Source organism: uncultured Flavobacterium sp. (genome assembly GCF_963974175.1).
Taxonomy (GTDB): Bacteria; Bacteroidota; Bacteroidia; order Flavobacteriales; family Flavobacteriaceae; genus Flavobacterium.
In genome coordinates this window covers 163434-182020 of record NZ_CAXBBR010000006.1, presented here as the reverse complement: position 1 = coordinate 182020, position 18587 = coordinate 163434, and the positions used below count along the sequence as shown (strand labels likewise).

The window sequence follows — 18587 nt, the reverse complement described above, 5'->3', positions numbered from 1 at the left end:
AAAAAACAACTAACGTATAGCGCTTCATTAATAATTACACAAAGGAGCTATTAATATGGCTATTTATTCTGTAAAACATTTTTTATAAAACATTCATTACTATTGACGCGAAGAAAGTAAAAACATATAGCTTCAGCTTGTTTGCCACATGCGAGGATTCGTTTAGTAACGTAATACATATAAACTTTTGTTTATTGAACAAAGCTTACTCCCGTATAATTAAGGCTTTAGGCCAAGACTTCTTTTAGCATTAATTCAAATACACCAGGCTTAAAACCTGCGCAATTGAACAAGACAGATTATGATTTTGTCTATAACAAATGCTGTGGTTTTCAGAATTTAGCAAGAAATCCAAGCTTCCTATTTCACAAAAAAATCCTTAAATTCACAAAACTAGCATGACTAATAGCTGTTCTAAATCTCTACCCACAGAGAAAAAAGCTCGTCTTGGCTGTACTGGACAGACTCAAAAAAATTACTTGAATGTAGATAATACTATTATCACTTTTAATATAATTATCTAAAATCAAAAAACTTGAAGCAATTACAACTGTAGATATTCTGTATCTTTTTTTTATAGTTCAAATAAATAGTACTTCACACCACAATATCAACAATTAGATTTTCCTTTTTTTTTAACTACACGGCGCATCGGATTATTATATTACGAATAATTAAACAGAAGAAGTTCCTACTAATTAAAAAAACACTTATTTTTGAAATACGTAATTGACCTTTCAATGCGCCCCAAATCTCAAACCTACACATACAATGTTTCAAAACAATGCAATCGATTTTGACTTACTTAAAAAACGCGCCTATAATTTAAGATGGGCAACAGTTCCTGAAGGTGTTATTCCGCTTACTGCTGCGGATCCTGATTTTAAAAGTGCTCCTGAAATTGCCGACGCAATCGCTAAGTTTGCAAAAGACCGTTATTTTTGCTACACGCCTCCCGAAGGACTTCCTGAGTTTAAAGACAGCATAGCTACTTATTTTCAGCAACGGAGAAATGTTCCTGTGCAACCTGAGTTTGCTTTTCCCGTGGACAGCGCAGCTTTTGGCATCTTTTTGACTTGTAAAGCTTTTTTAAACATTGGCGACGAAGCCATTATTTTTGACCCAGTTGATTTTTTATTCCGATATTCTATTGAAAATGTGGGAGGAAAAGCGGTTCCGTTTGCTATTCCAGCAGGAACTTCAAATGTCGATTTTGAGGAAATGGAAAAGCTCATTACTATACGCACCAAAATGATTTGCTTGTGCAATCCCTTAAATCCTACGGGAAAAGTATTTTCTAAAAGTGAACTTACAACTCTGGGGAAAATTGCCTGTAAACACAATTTGATTATTTTGTCTGACGAAATATGGAGTGACATTGTGTTTTTACCAGCTGTATTTACCAGTATCGCTTCTATCAATGAAGAAATACGAAATCAAACCATTACCATTACTGGGTTTAGTAAATCCTATGGCCTTGCCGGTTTACGAATTGGTGCTGTAATTGCACACAATCACAATCATTTCAAACTTTTAATGGACACTTCTTTGCATAATTCCACCGTACATGGCGCTACTGTTTTATCACAAGTGGCTGCCAGTGCTGCTTTGAACGAATGCGGGTATTATCTAGATAATTTTGTCACGCATCTCACAAAGGTTAGAACCATTATCGTGGACGAATTGAATACTATACCTGGTTTTAATTGCATTGCTCCTGATGGCTGTTATGTTGCTTTTACGAATATTACCGAAACCAAGAAATCCAGCCAAGAAATCTATGACCTCTTATTACGAGAAGCAAAAGTAGCCGTTGTACCAGGATTAAAACAATGGTTTGGAGAAGGTGCCGAAGGTCATATTCGAATGAGTTTTGCTACCTCTGAAGAAGTGATTTATGAAGCAATGGACAGAATTAAAACCGTTTTAATATGAAAGCAGTTATATTAGGCGGCGGTATAGCTGGTCTTACAATGGGACTACTGCTGCGAAAAGAAAACTGGGATGTTGTTATCAGCGAGAGATCAGCAAGTATGGTCAATCAAGGACATGCATTTTTGATGAGTGCTGATGGGCTTTCAATTTTATCTGAGTTTTCGAAAGAACAAAGCTCTGCTTTACACAAACAAAACGTCAATTTATTCAGTTTAAAAAGACCCGACGGCGATGAAGAAATCCGAATCAAATTAGACGGATGGCATTGTATGAAACGTGTTGATCTCATTTCACACTTATATTCTTTTTTTTCAAAAAAAAATTTAATAATGGGACGTGTGTTTTCTCATTTTTTATACGAAAACAATGTTGCGATTGCGGCGGTTTTTGAAAATGGTGAAATCGAATATGGCGACATTTTTATTGGTGCCGATGGAAGCAATTCTAAAGTAAGAGAGTCGCTATTTGGAAAAGTCAATTTTACTCCAATAGCAGTACATGAGATTGTAGGGATTTCTAAAAAGCGAGCCATAGACGATCCTGAAAAAGTTGTTTTTCAGAAATACCAAAGTAAAATCAAAGGTTTGGCGTTTGGCTTTATTCCAGCTTCCTGTAATGAATCGGTTTGGTTTATGCAATATGATGTCAAACTAGCATCTGGAGACGAAGGAAAAAGCCCTGAAGCGCTTCAAAAATTTTGCTATGACATGCTTACCGATTTCCCCGACGAAGTTAGGGACGTTCTCGACGCCAATGATTTCAGCACTTCTTACATCTGGAAAACTAGAGATTTTGATACTTTGCCTATTTTTCATAAAGAGAACGTAGTATTGATAGGTGATGCGGCTCATCTGGCGGTGCCGTTTACGAGTGCAGGAACAACTAACGCTCTTCTTGACGCTAAAACTTTGACCAAAACCTTGATGAATTCTTCCTCGATTGAACAAGCTTTTGATACCTATTATCAAGAACGCTACAGCGACCTTACCAATCATTTAGAACAAGGACGATTGCTGAAAACAATCTTTTTGGAACCTGAAAAACACAGCGAAAGAGGCTATATCTTGCCTTTGGTAACTGACAAAGACAAAAAAGAGCCCGTTAATAAGCCTCTTAAAATTACTTATTTTACAGATCCTATTTGCTCTACTTGCTGGGTGATTCAGCCAGTTTTAAGAAAGCTAAAATTAGAGTATGGTGACTATATTGACATTCAATATCACATGGGTGGCTTATTGCCATCCTGGACAAATTATGATCGTGGCATAATCAAAAACCCATTGGATGCTGCCAAGCATTGGGAAGAGGTAAGTAAGGAACACAAAACTCCGCTGGATGGCGACATCTGGATTGAAGACCCACTGCATTCCTCCTACCCACCGTCGATTGCATTTAAAGCAGCTCAGATTCAAAGTAACGACAAAGCAATTTCGTTTTTAAGACGTTTACAGGAAATGATTTTTATCGAAAAAAGGAATATTAGCAAATGGCCCGAAATTGAAAAAGCTGCTTTGACTTGTGGTTTGGATTCGGCATTGCTTTTAAAAGATATAAATGGCAAAGGGCTAGATTTATTCAATGAAGATTTAGACTATGCTAAAAAACTAAAAGTTACTACTTTTCCAACAATATTGTTTTCTATAGACAACGAAATAAAAACATCCATAACAGGCTTACAACCGTATGAAAAATTTGAAGAAATCATTCGAGAATTCATACCCAATGTTACAAAAAACAACATCCAACTAAGTCCAGAATCGCTATTCCAACGATTTAATAACATGACCGTTACAGAATATGCTTTTATAAGTGATTGTAGTGTTGAGGAGAGCAATCTAATTTTAAATGATTTGTATCATCAAGGAAAGATTGAAAAATATGACAGTAAAAACGGCATGGTGTGGACGTATTCTATAAAATCAAAAAAGAAGATAAGTAGTGTTTGGTAATTTTCTAAATGTTAATAAGATTTCCCCAAACCCGCGTGAGTGATAGCAGTGAAAAGCCCGCAAACAAGTGTAGCGATAGCGAAACTTATTGAGGACTTGCAACGAATAGCACGACAGCATTAATAAAATGAGCCATTACCCTCAAACTAGATGGCTTATTTTACTAATGGAGGCACGCCCAAATAACACTAACTTATGCCCTTATGGTTTGCAACCCTTTTAACTTAAAAAAAATACTTAAGTTTAATTTACAATTCAAAATGGTTTCATACCTTTGCACTCAATTACAAGAGGAAAAATTTGAACTGATTGCAACCTCTTCATAATGAAACGAATTCATTATGGATGCTGAAAAATTTTCAGTAGAAAAAATGCTAAAGCAGAAACTCTACTTTAGTATTTCCCGCAATTATTTTTCCTCCCTTAATTTTAAATTTATATTTATTATGGCATATTTATTTACGTCAGAATCTGTAAGTGAGGGACACCCAGACAAAATTGCAGATCAAATTTCAGACGCATTAATTGATAATTTTTTGGCATTTGATGCTGATTCAAAAGTAGCTTGCGAAACTTTAGTGACTACAGGTCAAGTAATTTTAGCAGGTGAAGTAAAATCAAATACTTACTTAGACGTGCAACATATTGCTCGTGAAGTAATCAGAAAGATTGGATACACCAAAAGTGAATACATGTTTGAAGCCAATTCTTGTGGTATTCTTTCTGCTATTCACGAACAATCAGCAGATATAAACCAAGGTGTTGACAGAGCTAATCCTGAAGATCAAGGAGCGGGTGACCAAGGAATGATGTTTGGTTACGCTACTAATGAAACGGAAAACTTCATGCCATTGGCTTTGGATTTATCTCATAAATTATTACAAGAATTAGCTATTCTTAGACGTGAAAATAATGAAATTACTTATTTACGCCCAGATGCTAAATCACAGGTAACATTAGAATATAGTGATGACAACAAACCTACACGTATTGATGCTATTGTAATTTCTACTCAACATGATGATTTTGATGAAGAATCAGTTATGCTTGCTAAAATTAAAAAAGACCTAGTGTCGATTTTGATTCCAAGAATCATTGCTAAAAATCCTGCTCACGCTCATTTATTTAATGACGCTATTCAATATCATATTAACCCAACCGGTAAATTTGTAATTGGAGGCCCTCATGGAGACACAGGACTTACAGGAAGAAAAATCATTGTAGATACGTACGGAGGAAAAGGAGCTCACGGTGGTGGTGCTTTCTCTGGAAAAGACCCAAGTAAGGTGGATAGAAGTGCAGCTTATGCTACACGTCATATTGCTAAAAACTTAGTTGCCGCTGGTGTAGCTGACGAAATTCTAGTTCAGGTTTCTTATGCCATTGGTGTAGCGAAACCCATGGGAATATTCATTGATACTTACGGAACGTCAAAACTAAGCTTAAGAGACGGCGAAATTGCTAAGAAAGTAGAAGCTATCTTTGATATGCGTCCTTACTTTATTGAGCAACGTTTAAAACTAAGAAATCCTATCTATAGTGAAACTGCAGCTTACGGACACATGGGACGTACGCCAGAAACGGTTACTAAAACTTTCTTTGCTCCAGGAGGATTAACAAAAACTGTTGAAGTTGAGTTATTTACTTGGGAGAAATTAGATTTTGTTGACCAAGTGAAAGACGCTTTTGGATTGTAATTATATTTTCAATTAAAAGACATAAAAAAACCAGCTCAATTGAGCTGGTTTTTTATTTAAACACAGTTTGTTTATAAATTATATTTCAATGAAAATACAACATATCTAGGCTGAACTAAATACTGTGACGATCGATATCCAGTTTGACTAAAGGTATCATCATTTATAGTTTTAGTATTCAATAAGTTTGTTGCAGCCACTGTATATTCCATTTTAGCATCTTTTTTACGGTAACTAAAGCTAGAGTTTAGAAACTCATACTTATTATTTATTGTCCCTTCAGAGTTTGAATAGGTATAATTATTATAATCTGCAGTTACAGAAAATGCTTTTAGGAAGAAATAATCAAATTTCACAAATGGTTGTTTTGTTTTAAAAACTGTATTTTGATAATCGTTCAATGTTAACGAATACCCCAATTCTAAATTAGGCCAAATTTTAAATTGAGTTCCCATCGAGCCTCGATAGGTCTGAGAGAAAGATTCAGTTGTTTGTACGAAATCTATTAAAGGATTTGAAGGGTCATTTGGATTCGCTCTTAAGCTATTAAATTTAGACCAATTCAAATTTAAATTAACAGAGGCTTTGTAATACTTCAGGAATGAACGTTGATATCCAACTATTCCATTAATGCTCTCGTTTTCAAAATTAGCATTTACTTTTTCACTCACTTGGTTTATCCCATTAAAATAGGCTCTATTTACAACAGGATCAGTTGTTTTACTATAATTTAAGTTTCCAAAAACAGTAGTAAAATTGAATAAATTATATTTAAAATACCGTAAGGAATGTGTTTCTTGCAATGCGTTTTCTAAGAATCTATTCCCTCTATTGAAAGAGTTGAAGTTTGAAAAAACATATCCCTGAACAAATGAATTAATATCATTGAATACATTTGCTTTCCTAAAATTATAGGTTAAAGATTCCGATTTCTTAATCTGATACTGAGCAAACAAATCAGGTAGTACTCTAGAGAAATTATCTTCCTGTTTAGTACTTAATTGCTCATTAAACGTATTGTATTTGTGTAGACTTAGCCCTGGGTTAAAAGTGAATTTACCTGTAATAAACTTATAATGTACTCCTAAGTAGGCATCGTTAAATCCATATTTCACATCATTTTTATATTCATCATTATTTAATATAGATTCATCCCCATTATCCAAAAGCTGGAAAATTGACGAACTATAATCTTGATGAGATTTTGTATTTCCAACAGTTACATTCAAATTACTTTTAGCTGTTAACGAGTAATAATAGTCTGCTTTTACATCTAATTTATTTGTTTTGACAAATCGATTTTGATTAATATTAAAACTGCGTTGAGTTGAATCAAAACCTAAAAATGGAAAGGGATCATTTTGTAAATCAGGATTGTAAAATGGGTCTTCGTCTTGATACAAATGTTGCATCTCAAATGCCCAAGTACTTTTTTTATTCTGAGTCCAAAAAATATTCACACTCTGATTTACCGCTATGGGATTTTGCTTTTTAAACGACTTTATACTATTACTCTGGGATTTATCGCCGTTGGAATCATAGGTAACCGAATTAGTTAGCAAATCATTATCCTCTGTTTGATCTGACTTTCTTAACGATATGTCATAATCAAATTGAAAGTTCACATTAGGCTTAAACTTTGACCCCAATTTAATAATAGCCAAATTGTTTCTTAAATCTGAAAAATCAGATCTGCTTTCGTTTGTTTTTATCGCAGTGGAGTTGGGCTGGAATATCCCAATTTTAGTCTGTGTGTCCGAAATTGTTTTATTTGAAGAAAGCACTCCAAAACCACTAATATTCCAATTTTTAGACATCTGTTGAGCTATATTGATTGCCCCAAACTTATTGTCAATACTTTTAGCTTTATTATCCCTTTGGGTAGAAATCCCCAGATCGTTGCTTGAAACATTGAAATTTGTTCCGCTTCTTCCAATTGTGTTTCTGGATCCTCCTGTCAATCTAAAATAATCTCTGTTAGAAAACGGAACGTCTCCTATGTTATTAAAGTTTGAAATGACATTAACACTTGTTTTTGGGCTGTAATAAAACAACTTGGGGTTGATAATAAACCGATCCACAAAATCTGTTCCAGCCGAAATATCACCAAACCAAAATTTATTTTTACCAGATTTTAATTTAATATTAATGGCAACATCATCATTACTGTTTTCTAATCCTTTCAATTGACCCACCTCAGAAAAGTTTCTCAGAACTTGAATTTTATCAACTGCACCAGCCGGTATGTTCCTCGACCCTAATTTAGTGTCCCCTTCAAAGAATTTCTTTCCGTTAACCAGCATCTGTGTAACTTTTTTCCCTTCAACTTCAATTTCTCCATCGGCATTTACTTCTACTCCAGGCAATCTTTTCAGGATGTCTTCTAACTTCTTTTCTGTCCCTGTTTTAAAAGAGTCAGCATTATATACAATAGTATCTCCTTTTATAGAAACTGGCATCTCTCGCACAATCTCTACGCCGTCTAACTCAATACCTCCCGCTTCAAGAACAATCGTTTTAATTATATCTTCAGCAACAGTAACAATCTCTATTTCTTTATTCTGCATCCCTAAGAAACTAATCTTAATGCTGTAACGTGTATTGGCTTTCAAGTTAAGAGAAAACTTCCCTTTGTCATTAGTTATTGCATAGGCATCCATTGCTTTTGTATTAGCATTTACGGCCATGACATTTGCCATTTCAAGTCCTAATGATTTGGAATCTGTAATAAATCCATCCAACTTTATAGATTGGGAATAAAAAATAGAGGTAATAAAAAGAAAAGCAATTTGTATTGTTGTTTTCATGTAGTGCAAGTATGTTATAATAATTTACTTAGATAATTTCCAAATTATGAATATTCTTAATTACCCATTCTCATTTGCGCACCCCCACGACCTTGGTTCATCTCACGCATTTCTTGCATTTTTTTTATAACCGTTTCATCATATTCTTTTTGAGAAATCACTTTCCCCTTAACTGGTGCCTTTATTACCGTTTTTTCTTTAGGATTTAGTACAATTTTCGAACATAATATAACAGTTTTACCATCGTTAATTTCTAAAATCAAACCTGGCAATCCCCAATAATTTTCAGGACCTTGATTTACCGGAATCTCAGGTGTATACCAAGCTGTTATAGTCACTTCCTTAGGCATTTCTAAATTATCCATGAAATTTGTTTTCTTTTCACCATCAGCAGGTTTAGCAGCTGCAGGATCTTCTTTTTTAGGTCTAAAATTTCTAAAATCAGTTTTACTAGCTGGTCTCACGGTTGTCGCCTTAAAACAATTATACCCTCCAATAACTCTAGTTTCGCCCTCCATTTTCCATTGATAATTTACTAATGAATCTTTTACAAGAAACTCCTTTCCCATAAATTCTTTATCAACAGCATACAGTTTCTCTTTAACATTTTTATATAAGGTTCCGCCGCCACCAGTCATTGAAGCCATCATTCTCATTCCGCCTCCTTGACCTGGAGCGTCTAATCTTTCTTCTTCTTTGTATACTGAAGCCGATTTGTCAAAATTCAGAATAAAGGTCTTTTCAAACATACCTTTCATACGTTCTTCAATTGATTTTTGCATTTCAGGAGTCATCTCCCTATTACCTGCAAAATTCGATTTAAAATCAGCCGTGCTCGTTTTTGATTCATATACAGCCAGACCTTGGAACTCCTGTGCTTGCAAACCTAAACAGCCAAACGCACTAAATGCTAAAACTAAAATTACTTTCTTCATGACTTTTAACTTTTAAAAAATTATTATGGTAAGACCTCCCGTTTATCTTTTTGTTACAATCTTATTATAAATAAATTAAGACTTCAATAATTATAAAAGGTTTAATCGTAATTTAGCTATATATGAAAAAAATAATTCTCTTCATTACTTTAGTATCGACCTGGACCGCTATTAGTCAAAACATTAAGCTTGAAACCATTACAACAGACACCTTCAATATCATTGCTGATGATTTCATTGGTTATGATCAGTTTGAATTCTATTACTATATAAAGGATAACGTTCTACATAAAACGAATGACACTGAATCATTAGAATATAAAAACACCTCTCTTGGAAAAATAGCAAAAGTCGACATTAGAAACCCACTAAAAATCGTGCTTTTCTATGAGAATTTCAATACCGTTATCTTACTGGACAATCAATTAAATGAAACGCAAAAAGTAAACTTTTCAGAAAACACAAGTCCTATAGCGGCATCAGCAATTGGAATTGCTGCACAAAATAGGCTTTGGATTTATAATAGTTTGAACCAGCAGATTGGTCTTTTTAATTATATAAAAAATGACTACAAAACAATATCTACACCTTTTCCAGAAAGCATCAAATACTATCAAACTGATTTCAATACCTTCTATTGGATAGACAACAAAAACAACTGGTACTCTTGCGATGCCTTCGGGAAAATAAAAACTAAAGGCAAAACGCCAGATTTCGATACTATTGAGATCATTAATGACTCTCAATTTATCTACTCTAAAAATAGTAAGCTGTTTTTTGAAGACTTAGAGAAAAAACAAAAACATGAAATTGATATTTCAGAAAAAACGTTTAAAAAATTCTGTTACAAAGACCAAATTTTATCTATTTTTACATCGAAGGGAATTATAAATTATAAAATCACAACACCGTAATGCACATAGCAGTAGCAGGAAACATCGGATCGGGAAAAACGACACTAACGCGTTTATTGGCAAAACATTTTAAATGGGAGCCTCATTATGAAGATGTCGTTGACAATCCGTACCTCGATGATTTCTATCACCAAATGGAACGCTGGTCATTTAATTTACAGATTTACTTCTTAAACAGTCGTTTCCGTCAAGTGATCCAAATACGCGAGAGCGGAAAGAAAATCATTCAAGATAGGACGATTTATGAAGATGCCCATATTTTCGCACCAAATCTCTACTCAATGGGTTTGATGACTAATCGTGATTTTCAGAATTATTCTTCGCTTTTTGAATTAATGGAATCGACGGTAAAAGCCCCTGATTTATTAATTTATTTAAGAAGTTCGATACCTAATTTAGTAGGACAAATACATAAAAGAGGACGTGAGTATGAAAACTCAATTTCTATTGATTATTTAAGCCGATTAAACGAGCGTTATGAGGCCTGGGTTCATACCTACGATCGCGGAAAATTATTAATTATTGACGTAGACAACATTAACTTTGTCGACAATCCAGAGGATTTAGGAATGATTTTAAACAAGATTAATGCTGAGTTGAACGGATTATTTTAGCCCTATTCTTCTCATCTTAAAATAAAAAAAATACAACCTTACTATAAAAAAATGCCTCACTTTCGCGAGGCATTTTTCATTTATAACAAAGCATATAATTATTTTAAAGCATCAATTTTTGCTTGAACTTCAGCGTCAGTGCCTTCAAAAACTTTTGTATCCACTTGACCGTTTACAGTAGTTGTAACTGTACCGACAACTGCACCATTAACATTTGTTTTCTCAATAGTCACTTGTTTAGAAACTTCCTGCATCATATGCGCCCCTTTCATATGCTCACAAGCTGCATTAGTACAACCTTTAGCAACACATTCTTCTTTAGACATTGAAGTACATGCGCCAGTCGTAATGCAACAACGCGCTTTATCCGTAATAGTATGACTTCCGCTTCCTAAAATTGGTGCCATTACTAAACCTATCAAACAAGTCAATTTAATTAATATGTTCATCGATGGTCCAGAAGTATCTTTGAAAGGATCTCCAACAGTATCACCAGTTACGGCAGCTTTATGCGCCTCAGACCCTTTGTAAGTCATCTCACCGTTAATCATTACGCCTGCTTCAAAAGATTTCTTAGCATTATCCCAAGCACCTCCGGCATTGTTTTGAAAAACTGCCCAAAGAACCCCAGAAACAGTAACTCCAGCCATATATCCTCCAAGCATTTCTGCAATTAATTGATTATTGTCCCCATAAACCAGTTTCCCAAGAAGCACAATGGCAATAGGAAAACCAATCGTTAAAATTCCAGGTAGCATCATTTCGCGTAAAGCGGCTTTAGTCGAAATATCAACACATTTTGCATATTCTGGCTTACCAGTACCTTCCATAATTCCAGGAATTTCTTTGAACTGTCGGCGTACTTCATACACCATATCCATTGCGGCTTTACCAACAGAGTTCATCGCTAATGCAGAGAACACTACCGGAATCATTCCCCCTACGAATAACATCGCTAAAACAGGAGCTTTAAAAATATTAATCCCGTCAATTCCCGTAAAAGTTACATATGCTGCAAATAATGCTAACGAAGTCAATGCTGCCGAAGCAATAGCAAATCCTTTTCCAGTAGCAGCGGTCGTATTACCTACCGAATCCAAGATATCAGTACGTGTACGTACTTCTTTTGGCAATTCACTCATTTCAGCAATTCCACCTGCATTATCAGATATTGGACCAAAAGCATCGATAGCTAATTGCATCGCTGTAGTCGCCATCATAGCTGAAGCAGCTAATGCTACTCCATAAAATCCTGCAAGTGCATAAGAAGTCCAAATGGCAGCAGCAAATAATAAAACGGTAGGAAATGTAGAAATCATTCCTGTTGCTAAACCTGCAATTACATTAGTTCCTGCTCCAGTACTCGATTTTTGAACAATAGCCATCACTGGTTTTGTTCCCAATCCCGTGTAATATTCTGTGACAGATGAAATAACAGCACCCACTACCAGCCCAACAATCGTAGCATAGAAAACTCTCATCGAGGAAATGTCTTGCATTCCTTCACCAAAAAATTCCATTTTCATATTGGCTGGCAACATATATTGTACTAAAAAATAACAAGCTACTGCTGTTAAACCTATAGAAACCCAGTTTCCAATATTTAACGCTTTTTGTACTTGTGCTTCTTTAGCATTTTCATCAGTAATTTTAACTAACATGGTTCCTATAATCGAAAATAAGATTCCGAAACCGGCAATTGCCATTGGCAATAAAATAGGTCCGATACCACCAAAGGCATCATCTATACTTCCTCCCATGTCTTTGATAACGTAGTTCCCAAGAACCATCGCTGCCAAAACTGTCGCTACGTATGACCCGAACAAATCTGCACCCATTCCGGCAACATCCCCGACATTATCTCCTACGTTATCAGCAATCGTAGCTGGATTACGTGGGTCATCTTCTGGAATTCCTGCTTCTACTTTCCCTACTAAATCAGCTCCAACATCGGCCGCTTTTGTATAAATACCACCTCCCACACGGGCAAACAAGGCGATTGATTCGGCTCCAAGAGAAAAACCAGCCAATGTTTCTAAGACGATGGTCATGTCCTCAGTTGAAGTCCATGTTCCATTCATAAAGAAATGGAAGAAAAAGATAAAGAAAGAAGTTAAACCTAGAACAGCTAAACCGGCAACACCTAGTCCCATTACGGTTCCACCACTAAAAGAAACTTTTAATGCTTGCGGCAAACTTGTTCGTGCCGCCTGTGTAGTTCTAACATTTGTTTTTGTTGCAATCTTCATTCCCATATTCCCTGCAAGAGCTGAGAAAACTGCACCGAAAACAAATGCAACAACTATTAAAATATGTGTAGTAGGAACAAAATAAGACAATCCTGCTAAAACGATGCTTGCTCCAACTACGAAGAAAGCGAGTAACCTATATTCTGCTTTTAAGAACGCTAATGCACCTTCGTAAATATAATCTGAAATTTCTTTCATCTTACCGTCGCCGGCATCCTGTTTTAATACCCAAGATCTTTTAATCCACATGAACAGAAGCCCTACAATTGCCATGACAATTGGCAAATAAATCATAATTGTATTCATAAATTTGGTTTTTTTGGTTATTGGTTAATAATCAATATAGTACAAAAACGAATTTAAACAAAAAAGCAACACTCTTAACAGAATGTTGCTTTTTTTATAAAATACAGGGGTATTTATTACTTAATACTGAATAATCCCTCTGGTTTATTTTCAATTTGATCAAAACGATCGGTACATTTTTTAATAATGGCGTATGCTTCATTAACATCTCCCCATCCACCTACGTCAACTGTTTTGTTTTCAAGATCTTTATAAACTTGGAAGAAATGTTCTATTTCTTTTAATAAGTGTGGATTCATATCTGACAAATCATTCAATGAATTCCAAATTGGATCAGATACTGGTACACATATTACTTTTTCGTCCGGCCCTTTATCATCTGCCATGTGAAAAACACCAATAGGTTTTACTTCCATAACACATCCAGGAAAAGTAGGCTCGTTTACTAAAACTAATACATCTAGTGGATCACCATCTAGCGCAAGAGTTTCAGGAATAAATCCATAATCAGCTGGGTACATCATTGATGAAAACAACATTCTGTCGAAACGCATTCTTCTTATTTCGAAATCGTATTCATATTTGTTTCTACTTCCTCTTGGAATTTCGATAAGTACATCGAAAGTTTTTATTTTGTCTGCAGTCATTTTAATTTTTTCTTTTCTATGATAATCGCAACAAAAATAAGCAAACCATCTGTTTTTACAATATAAAATTGCTCTTATCTACACATTAAATAGCAAAAAAACTAATATTGATACACTATTGTCCTATTTCTTTTTTTGAGATAATAATGCCACAATAGAAAAGTGGCAATGGAGCGATGCGGACTCCATTTTTCAGCATGCGCTTCCATGGCTTCTTTCTCGTGAATATCGAGTAATTCTTTGATTGTATTTACTACCGCAACATCTCCCAGTGGAAGTAAATCTGGAGCTTGAAGGCTAAACATTAAATAGACGTCGATAGTCCAGTTTCCTATTCCTTTGATTTTGATAAGTTCTTCCCGTACCTGATCCGGCGTTTTACCCGCCAAAGATTCCAAGTCTATGTTCTTGCTAAGCACTGCCAAGGATAACGCTTTGATATAGGATGTTTTTTGTCGGCTTACGCCAAGAAGTCTAAACTCCTCATCCGCTAAACCTATCAAAAGAGTCGGCTCAAAGATTTTTATCCTTTCCCTTAATTTCAAAAAAGTAGCTTTAGCTGAATCAATAGACACTTGCTGTTCTAAAATCAGCAGCACTAGCGTCTCAAAACCTTGTGGCCGTTTTGGTCTGATTGGTATTCCGTATTTTTCAATTATGATATTGAAAATTGGGTCTACTTCCGAAAGATATTCTATAGCTTCTCTCATGCGCTGATTTTTTTAGCCCAGATAGAAGTGGAAATCCTTTTCCTTTTTTCTTTAAAAAGGAAAAGATTGCAACGAATAGCTGGAAATAGCTCCTAAAAATAAAAACCAAAAGATCCTTTTACTGAAAATCGCTGCGTATCTGGTGTATTTAAATAATTTCCTCTCCAGGCAAAATCGATACGGAACACTTTGAAGATATTCCCAATTCCGGCATTATACTCCCAATACACGTTTTCAGGAGCATTGTACTGCAGACCCGAAGCATTTATCGCTCTGTTAGCATCTGAAATGGTTCCGTAAACGCCTTTTACTCCAATGATTTCTCTCCAATTTAGTTTTCGCATAAATGGAATTCTGGAGAAAATACGCCCTCCAAAATTATGATCCCATTGTAGCGTTGCATATTGATCAGACACAAATTCGTAGAAATTAAGATTACTAAAGGTGTTGTCGATAGTAAAATAAGTTTGATTCCCAGGAATAACACTCATAAGACCTAGAGGAATTGTGCCAAAAGTTTTTCCCATCTCAATAGTAATATTTGTTCGTCCTAACGGACCAATGATTATAGGCTGTTTATAGTACAATTGTAATTTTTCATATTTAAAATCACTATCTAACAATCCTTTGAATCCATGGCTATAGTTTACAAAAAACCTACTGAAAGGGCTATCTACATTGTCTCTCTCTACAGCATACCCAATCGTTTTTCGCTTTGGCGTATACTCAATCTGAAAACTCACTTCAGACTGTTTCACATCACTTTTTGTAGCAGTTTGTCCAGCATCTGTATAGTAATCCAAACTAAATGTTGGCGAAGCAGATTCTAATGTTCGATAAGAAAAACCGGTTTGAAAGGTCAGGTTTTTTATTGGTTCGATTTCGACAGCAACATTACTCAAATTGATATTAGTCAACTTCCCATTACTTCCAGATGAAAATAGAGAAGAAGAGGCAAAGCTTCGACCTAAAACATCATTTGTAGTGGTTAAGCTCGCACCAATTTGTTCTACGTCTCTCCTATTTCCCCCTGACAGGATAATTCTATTTCGTTTGTCAACCATCCACTTTCCTGATAGTCCGTATTTAAATTTATCATCTTTAAAACCATAGGCTGTGTATCCCTGTAATCTCCAAGTATCATTAGTACCAAAATAAGTTCTTCCTCCGGCTCTCAAACGCACTCCCTCTACTTCATTGAATCCAAAAGTGGAAAAAATAGGTCCATAATCAAAATTTCCATAATTGACGTAGCCGCTGGCAAGCACAGTAACTAAACTTGTTATTTGTTTGAATTTCCTAACCGTTTGCAAGGTATCAAGCATCCTATAAACACCCAACTCATCTTTACTTAAGTTCTCATAACGGTTTTTATGCCAGTACTGATCTGACTTATTGTAGATCGAATCATTAGCATAAGCGACTTCTTCTTTATAAAAAGACGAAGGTTTTTCTTTATTGAACTCATGATTCCCGTAGAAAGATGTGCGCTTTCCATAAAGTCCTTTTGAATCTTCTTTTTTATTTACTGCAAAATCTGACATTAAGTAATCACGGGTCAACAGAAAAACAGAATCATTTACAACATCGAATTCCTGTTCTAAATAAATATCCTTCACCCAGTTAATATTAGCACTTTTAGTAACTGCCATATTAATTTTCTTAATAGCGTAGGTTGTATCATTTACCCAAAAATCACCTTTAAAAGTCAATTCGTTCTTACGTCTTGGATAAAACACGATGTTGTAACACCATTTATTATTGATATAAGCACTATCTCTCAGTACATAGTTATAGACATCAATTCCTGTTGTAGAAATAGGACTGGTAAAGCTTTTGTCAAAAAAGGTAAGGTGATTATCATAAACATTATAATCTGAGTATAAATCTTTTACAAAAGATAGCAATTGCTGATTCCCCTTAAAACCAGAGCTTTTATTGGCTTTTATTTTTTCTTTTACTTTCTTCAGTTTATTATCTCCGTAAATATCTGACAAGGTTTCATTTATAAAAATCGGCAAATACGTCTTTCCGGTAACCCTGGAAGTATCGACATGATCAAAAATAAATTCCATTCCTCTGAACAGTTTATTTTTCATAAAAGCACTGTCAATTGTGTTCATATCAAACTCAATCTTCTCATACCTTTCCATTTGGTATTGATCAAAAAGATACAATCCGTTTTTACGCTTTCTCTCCCATATTTTTCTAAGAATATCCAGCGCAGGATTATCCTTTTTTGATGTTTTACCAGTAAAAATAACAACTTCATTTAAGCTTTCGGCCTCTTTCAACAGCACCCTAAAGTTATAGCTAACCGCTTTTTCCAAGGCAATTTCCCGATCTGAAAAACCAACAGAAGTAATTACTAAAGTCGTATATGTTTTAGCAGATTCAATATAAAAACGCCCATCTTCATTAGCAACAGTTCCCTCCCTAGAATCTTTGAACGCTATATTTGCAAAAGGGACAGGTTGATCTAATTTATCTACAATGATACCGCTCACTTTTGTTTGGGCAAAAACAGCATTGGAGATCATCAATAAAAGAAAGACAATAAATAAAAAATTCTTTTTCATAATTCTATTTAAAACAAAAAACTTCATCAAACGAACGATTGATGAAGCTTTCATAACATGGTTTAGTATATTATTTATACATTACTTTTTTAACCGCTTTTATAACGTCATCCGCATTTGGCAACCATTCTTTCAATAATACTGGAGAATAAGGCGCTGGCGTATCAGCAGTTGTAATTCTTTGAATTGGTGCATCAAGAAAATCAAAAGCACGTTCTTGAACAATATAAGTAATTTCAGAAGCAACACTTGCAAAAGGCCAAGCCTCTTCAAGAACTACCAATCTATTTGTTTTTTTAACAGATGTTAAAATAGTGTCATAATCCATAGGACGTACTGTTCTCAAATCGATAATTTCGCAAGAAATTCCTTCTTTGGCTAATTCCTCAGCAGCGATATGAGCTTCTTTGATAATTTTACCAAAAGAAACGATAGTAACATCTGTTCCTTCACGCTTGATATCAGCAACTCCAATAGGAATAGTGTACTCCCCATCTGGAACCTCACCTTTATCACCATACATTTGTTCTGATTCCATGAAAATCACAGGATCATTATCACGAATAGCTGATTTCAACAATCCTTTTGCATCATAAACAGTAGATGGAACTACTACTTTAAGACCAGGTGTGTTAGCAAACCAGTTTTCTAATGCTTGTGAGTGAGTCGCTCCTAATTGTCCTGCCGAAGCTGTTGGGCCACGAAAAACAATAGGCACGTTAAACTGACCACCAGTCATTTGACGCATCTTAGCTGCATTATTTATAATTTGATCAATCCCTACAAGACAGAAATTAAAAGTCATGTATTCTACAATAGGTCTGCAACCATTCATCGCTGAACCTACTGCAATCCCTGTAAAACCTAGCTCTGCGATTGGAGTGTCAATTACTCTTTTTTCTCCAAATTCGGCAAGCATACCTTTAGACGCTTTGTAAGCACCATTGTATTCCGCAACTTCTTCACCCATTAAATATATGGACTCATCATTACGCATTTCTTCACTCATCGCTTCGCAAATAGCCTCTCTAAATTGTATCGTTCTCATATTTATATTGTATATGTCTAATTTTCGATAGCAAAAATAAATATTTTAAATCACTTTTTTGCATAAATTACTCTAAAATAATCAGCAGCTGTATCCGGCTATACGCTATATCTTCCTGTGGCTAAAGGAGCCACACAAAGGATGTCGCTACTATCCGGGCTACGAAATCGTAATAGCTTACTAAAAAAAACTATGCA

The 18587-nt window shown here is 35.0% G+C and carries 12 protein-coding genes; 5 read left to right on the top strand and 7 right to left on the bottom strand.

Going from position 1 to position 18587, the window contains the following annotated elements:
- Window positions 1–771 precede the first annotated feature (771 nt).
- The 3 genes from AAC069_RS11545 (at window position 772) to metK (ending at window position 5581) form a co-directional block, all read left to right on the top strand.
- The gene (locus AAC069_RS11545) at window positions 772–1935 is read left to right on the top strand and encodes a pyridoxal phosphate-dependent aminotransferase (protein WP_339920619.1); all 1164 of its coding nucleotides are present in this window, start codon (window positions 772–774) and stop codon (window positions 1933–1935) included.
- Window positions 1932–3884, top strand: a complete 1953-nt coding sequence (locus AAC069_RS11540) for a DsbA family protein (RefSeq protein WP_339920618.1) — start codon at window positions 1932–1934, stop codon at window positions 3882–3884. Before AAC069_RS11545 ends, AAC069_RS11540 begins: the two co-directional genes overlap by 4 nt.
- 446 nt (window positions 3885–4330) lie before the next feature.
- Complete coding sequence (metK, locus tag AAC069_RS11535) at window positions 4331–5581, top strand: methionine adenosyltransferase (protein ID WP_339920617.1); 1251 nt, start codon at window positions 4331–4333, stop codon at window positions 5579–5581.
- A gap of 71 nt (window positions 5582–5652) precedes the next feature.
- Here the strand turns inward: metK and AAC069_RS11530 are convergent, their stop codons facing one another.
- Window positions 5653–8388 carry a carboxypeptidase regulatory-like domain-containing protein gene (locus tag AAC069_RS11530; protein WP_339920616.1) on the bottom strand — a complete coding sequence of 912 codons (2736 nt, stop codon included), beginning with the start codon at window positions 8386–8388 and terminating at the stop codon, window positions 5653–5655.
- Between the two features lie 56 nt (window positions 8389–8444).
- A complete protein-coding gene (locus AAC069_RS11525; RefSeq protein WP_339920615.1) occupies window positions 8445–9323 on the bottom strand; it encodes a GLPGLI family protein in 879 nt (292 codons plus the stop codon).
- Window positions 9324–9445: 122 nt separating this feature from the next.
- Here AAC069_RS11525 and AAC069_RS11520 point away from each other — a divergent pair, with 122 nt between their 5' ends.
- A complete protein-coding gene (locus AAC069_RS11520) occupies window positions 9446–10237 on the top strand; it encodes a hypothetical protein (RefSeq protein ID WP_339920614.1) in 792 nt (263 codons plus the stop codon).
- Window positions 10237–10851: a deoxynucleoside kinase gene (locus AAC069_RS11515; RefSeq protein ID WP_091088809.1), complete on the top strand. Its 615-nt coding sequence runs from the start codon at window positions 10237–10239 to the stop codon at window positions 10849–10851. The genes AAC069_RS11520 and AAC069_RS11515 overlap by 1 nt, the downstream gene beginning before the upstream one ends.
- Window positions 10852–10949: 98 nt before the next feature.
- Here AAC069_RS11515 and AAC069_RS11510 read toward each other — a convergent pair whose 3' ends face one another.
- The 5 genes from AAC069_RS11510 to AAC069_RS11490 all read right to left on the bottom strand — a co-directional run bounded on the left by AAC069_RS11510 (window position 10950) and on the right by AAC069_RS11490 (window position 18390).
- Window positions 10950–13406, bottom strand: a complete 2457-nt coding sequence (locus tag AAC069_RS11510; RefSeq protein WP_339920613.1) for a sodium-translocating pyrophosphatase — start codon at window positions 13404–13406, stop codon at window positions 10950–10952.
- A gap of 116 nt (window positions 13407–13522) precedes the next feature.
- Window positions 13523–14053 carry an inorganic diphosphatase gene (locus tag AAC069_RS11505; RefSeq protein ID WP_339920612.1) on the bottom strand — a complete coding sequence of 177 codons (531 nt, stop codon included), beginning with the start codon at window positions 14051–14053 and terminating at the stop codon, window positions 13523–13525.
- Window positions 14054–14154: 101 nt separating this feature from the next.
- On the bottom strand, window positions 14155–14763 hold the full coding sequence (locus AAC069_RS11500) for a DNA-3-methyladenine glycosylase 2 family protein (protein WP_339920611.1): 609 nt from the start codon (window positions 14761–14763) through the stop codon (window positions 14155–14157).
- Between the two features lie 92 nt (window positions 14764–14855).
- Window positions 14856–17342 carry a DUF5686 family protein gene (locus AAC069_RS11495; protein ID WP_339920610.1) on the bottom strand — a complete coding sequence of 829 codons (2487 nt, stop codon included), beginning with the start codon at window positions 17340–17342 and terminating at the stop codon, window positions 14856–14858.
- A 70-nt stretch (window positions 17343–17412) separates the two neighbouring features.
- Window positions 17413–18390 carry a pyruvate dehydrogenase complex E1 component subunit beta gene (locus AAC069_RS11490; RefSeq protein ID WP_339920609.1) on the bottom strand — a complete coding sequence of 326 codons (978 nt, stop codon included), beginning with the start codon at window positions 18388–18390 and terminating at the stop codon, window positions 17413–17415.
- Window positions 18391–18587 lie beyond the last annotated feature (197 nt).

Excerpts from the sequence above, each read along its gene's own strand:
- AAC069_RS11545 (WP_339920619.1), top strand. The coding sequence starts at position 772 with ATGTTTCAAAACAATGCAATCGATTTTGACTTACTTAAAAAACGCGCC.
- AAC069_RS11540 (WP_339920618.1), top strand. The coding sequence starts at position 1,932 with ATGAAAGCAGTTATATTAGGCGGCGGTATAGCTGGTCTTACAATGGGA.
- metK (WP_339920617.1), top strand. The coding sequence starts at position 4,331 with ATGGCATATTTATTTACGTCAGAATCTGTAAGTGAGGGACACCCAGAC.
- AAC069_RS11530 (WP_339920616.1), bottom strand. The coding sequence starts at position 8,388 with ATGAAAACAACAATACAAATTGCTTTTCTTTTTATTACCTCTATTTTT.
- AAC069_RS11525 (WP_339920615.1), bottom strand. The coding sequence starts at position 9,323 with ATGAAGAAAGTAATTTTAGTTTTAGCATTTAGTGCGTTTGGCTGTTTA.
- AAC069_RS11520 (WP_339920614.1), top strand. The coding sequence starts at position 9,446 with ATGAAAAAAATAATTCTCTTCATTACTTTAGTATCGACCTGGACCGCT.
- AAC069_RS11515 (WP_091088809.1), top strand. The coding sequence starts at position 10,237 with ATGCACATAGCAGTAGCAGGAAACATCGGATCGGGAAAAACGACACTA.
- AAC069_RS11510 (WP_339920613.1), bottom strand. The coding sequence starts at position 13,406 with ATGAATACAATTATGATTTATTTGCCAATTGTCATGGCAATTGTAGGG.
- AAC069_RS11505 (WP_339920612.1), bottom strand. The coding sequence starts at position 14,053 with ATGACTGCAGACAAAATAAAAACTTTCGATGTACTTATCGAAATTCCA.
- AAC069_RS11500 (WP_339920611.1), bottom strand. The coding sequence starts at position 14,763 with ATGAGAGAAGCTATAGAATATCTTTCGGAAGTAGACCCAATTTTCAAT.
- AAC069_RS11495 (WP_339920610.1), bottom strand. The coding sequence starts at position 17,342 with ATGAAAAAGAATTTTTTATTTATTGTCTTTCTTTTATTGATGATCTCC.
- AAC069_RS11490 (WP_339920609.1), bottom strand. The coding sequence starts at position 18,390 with ATGAGAACGATACAATTTAGAGAGGCTATTTGCGAAGCGATGAGTGAA.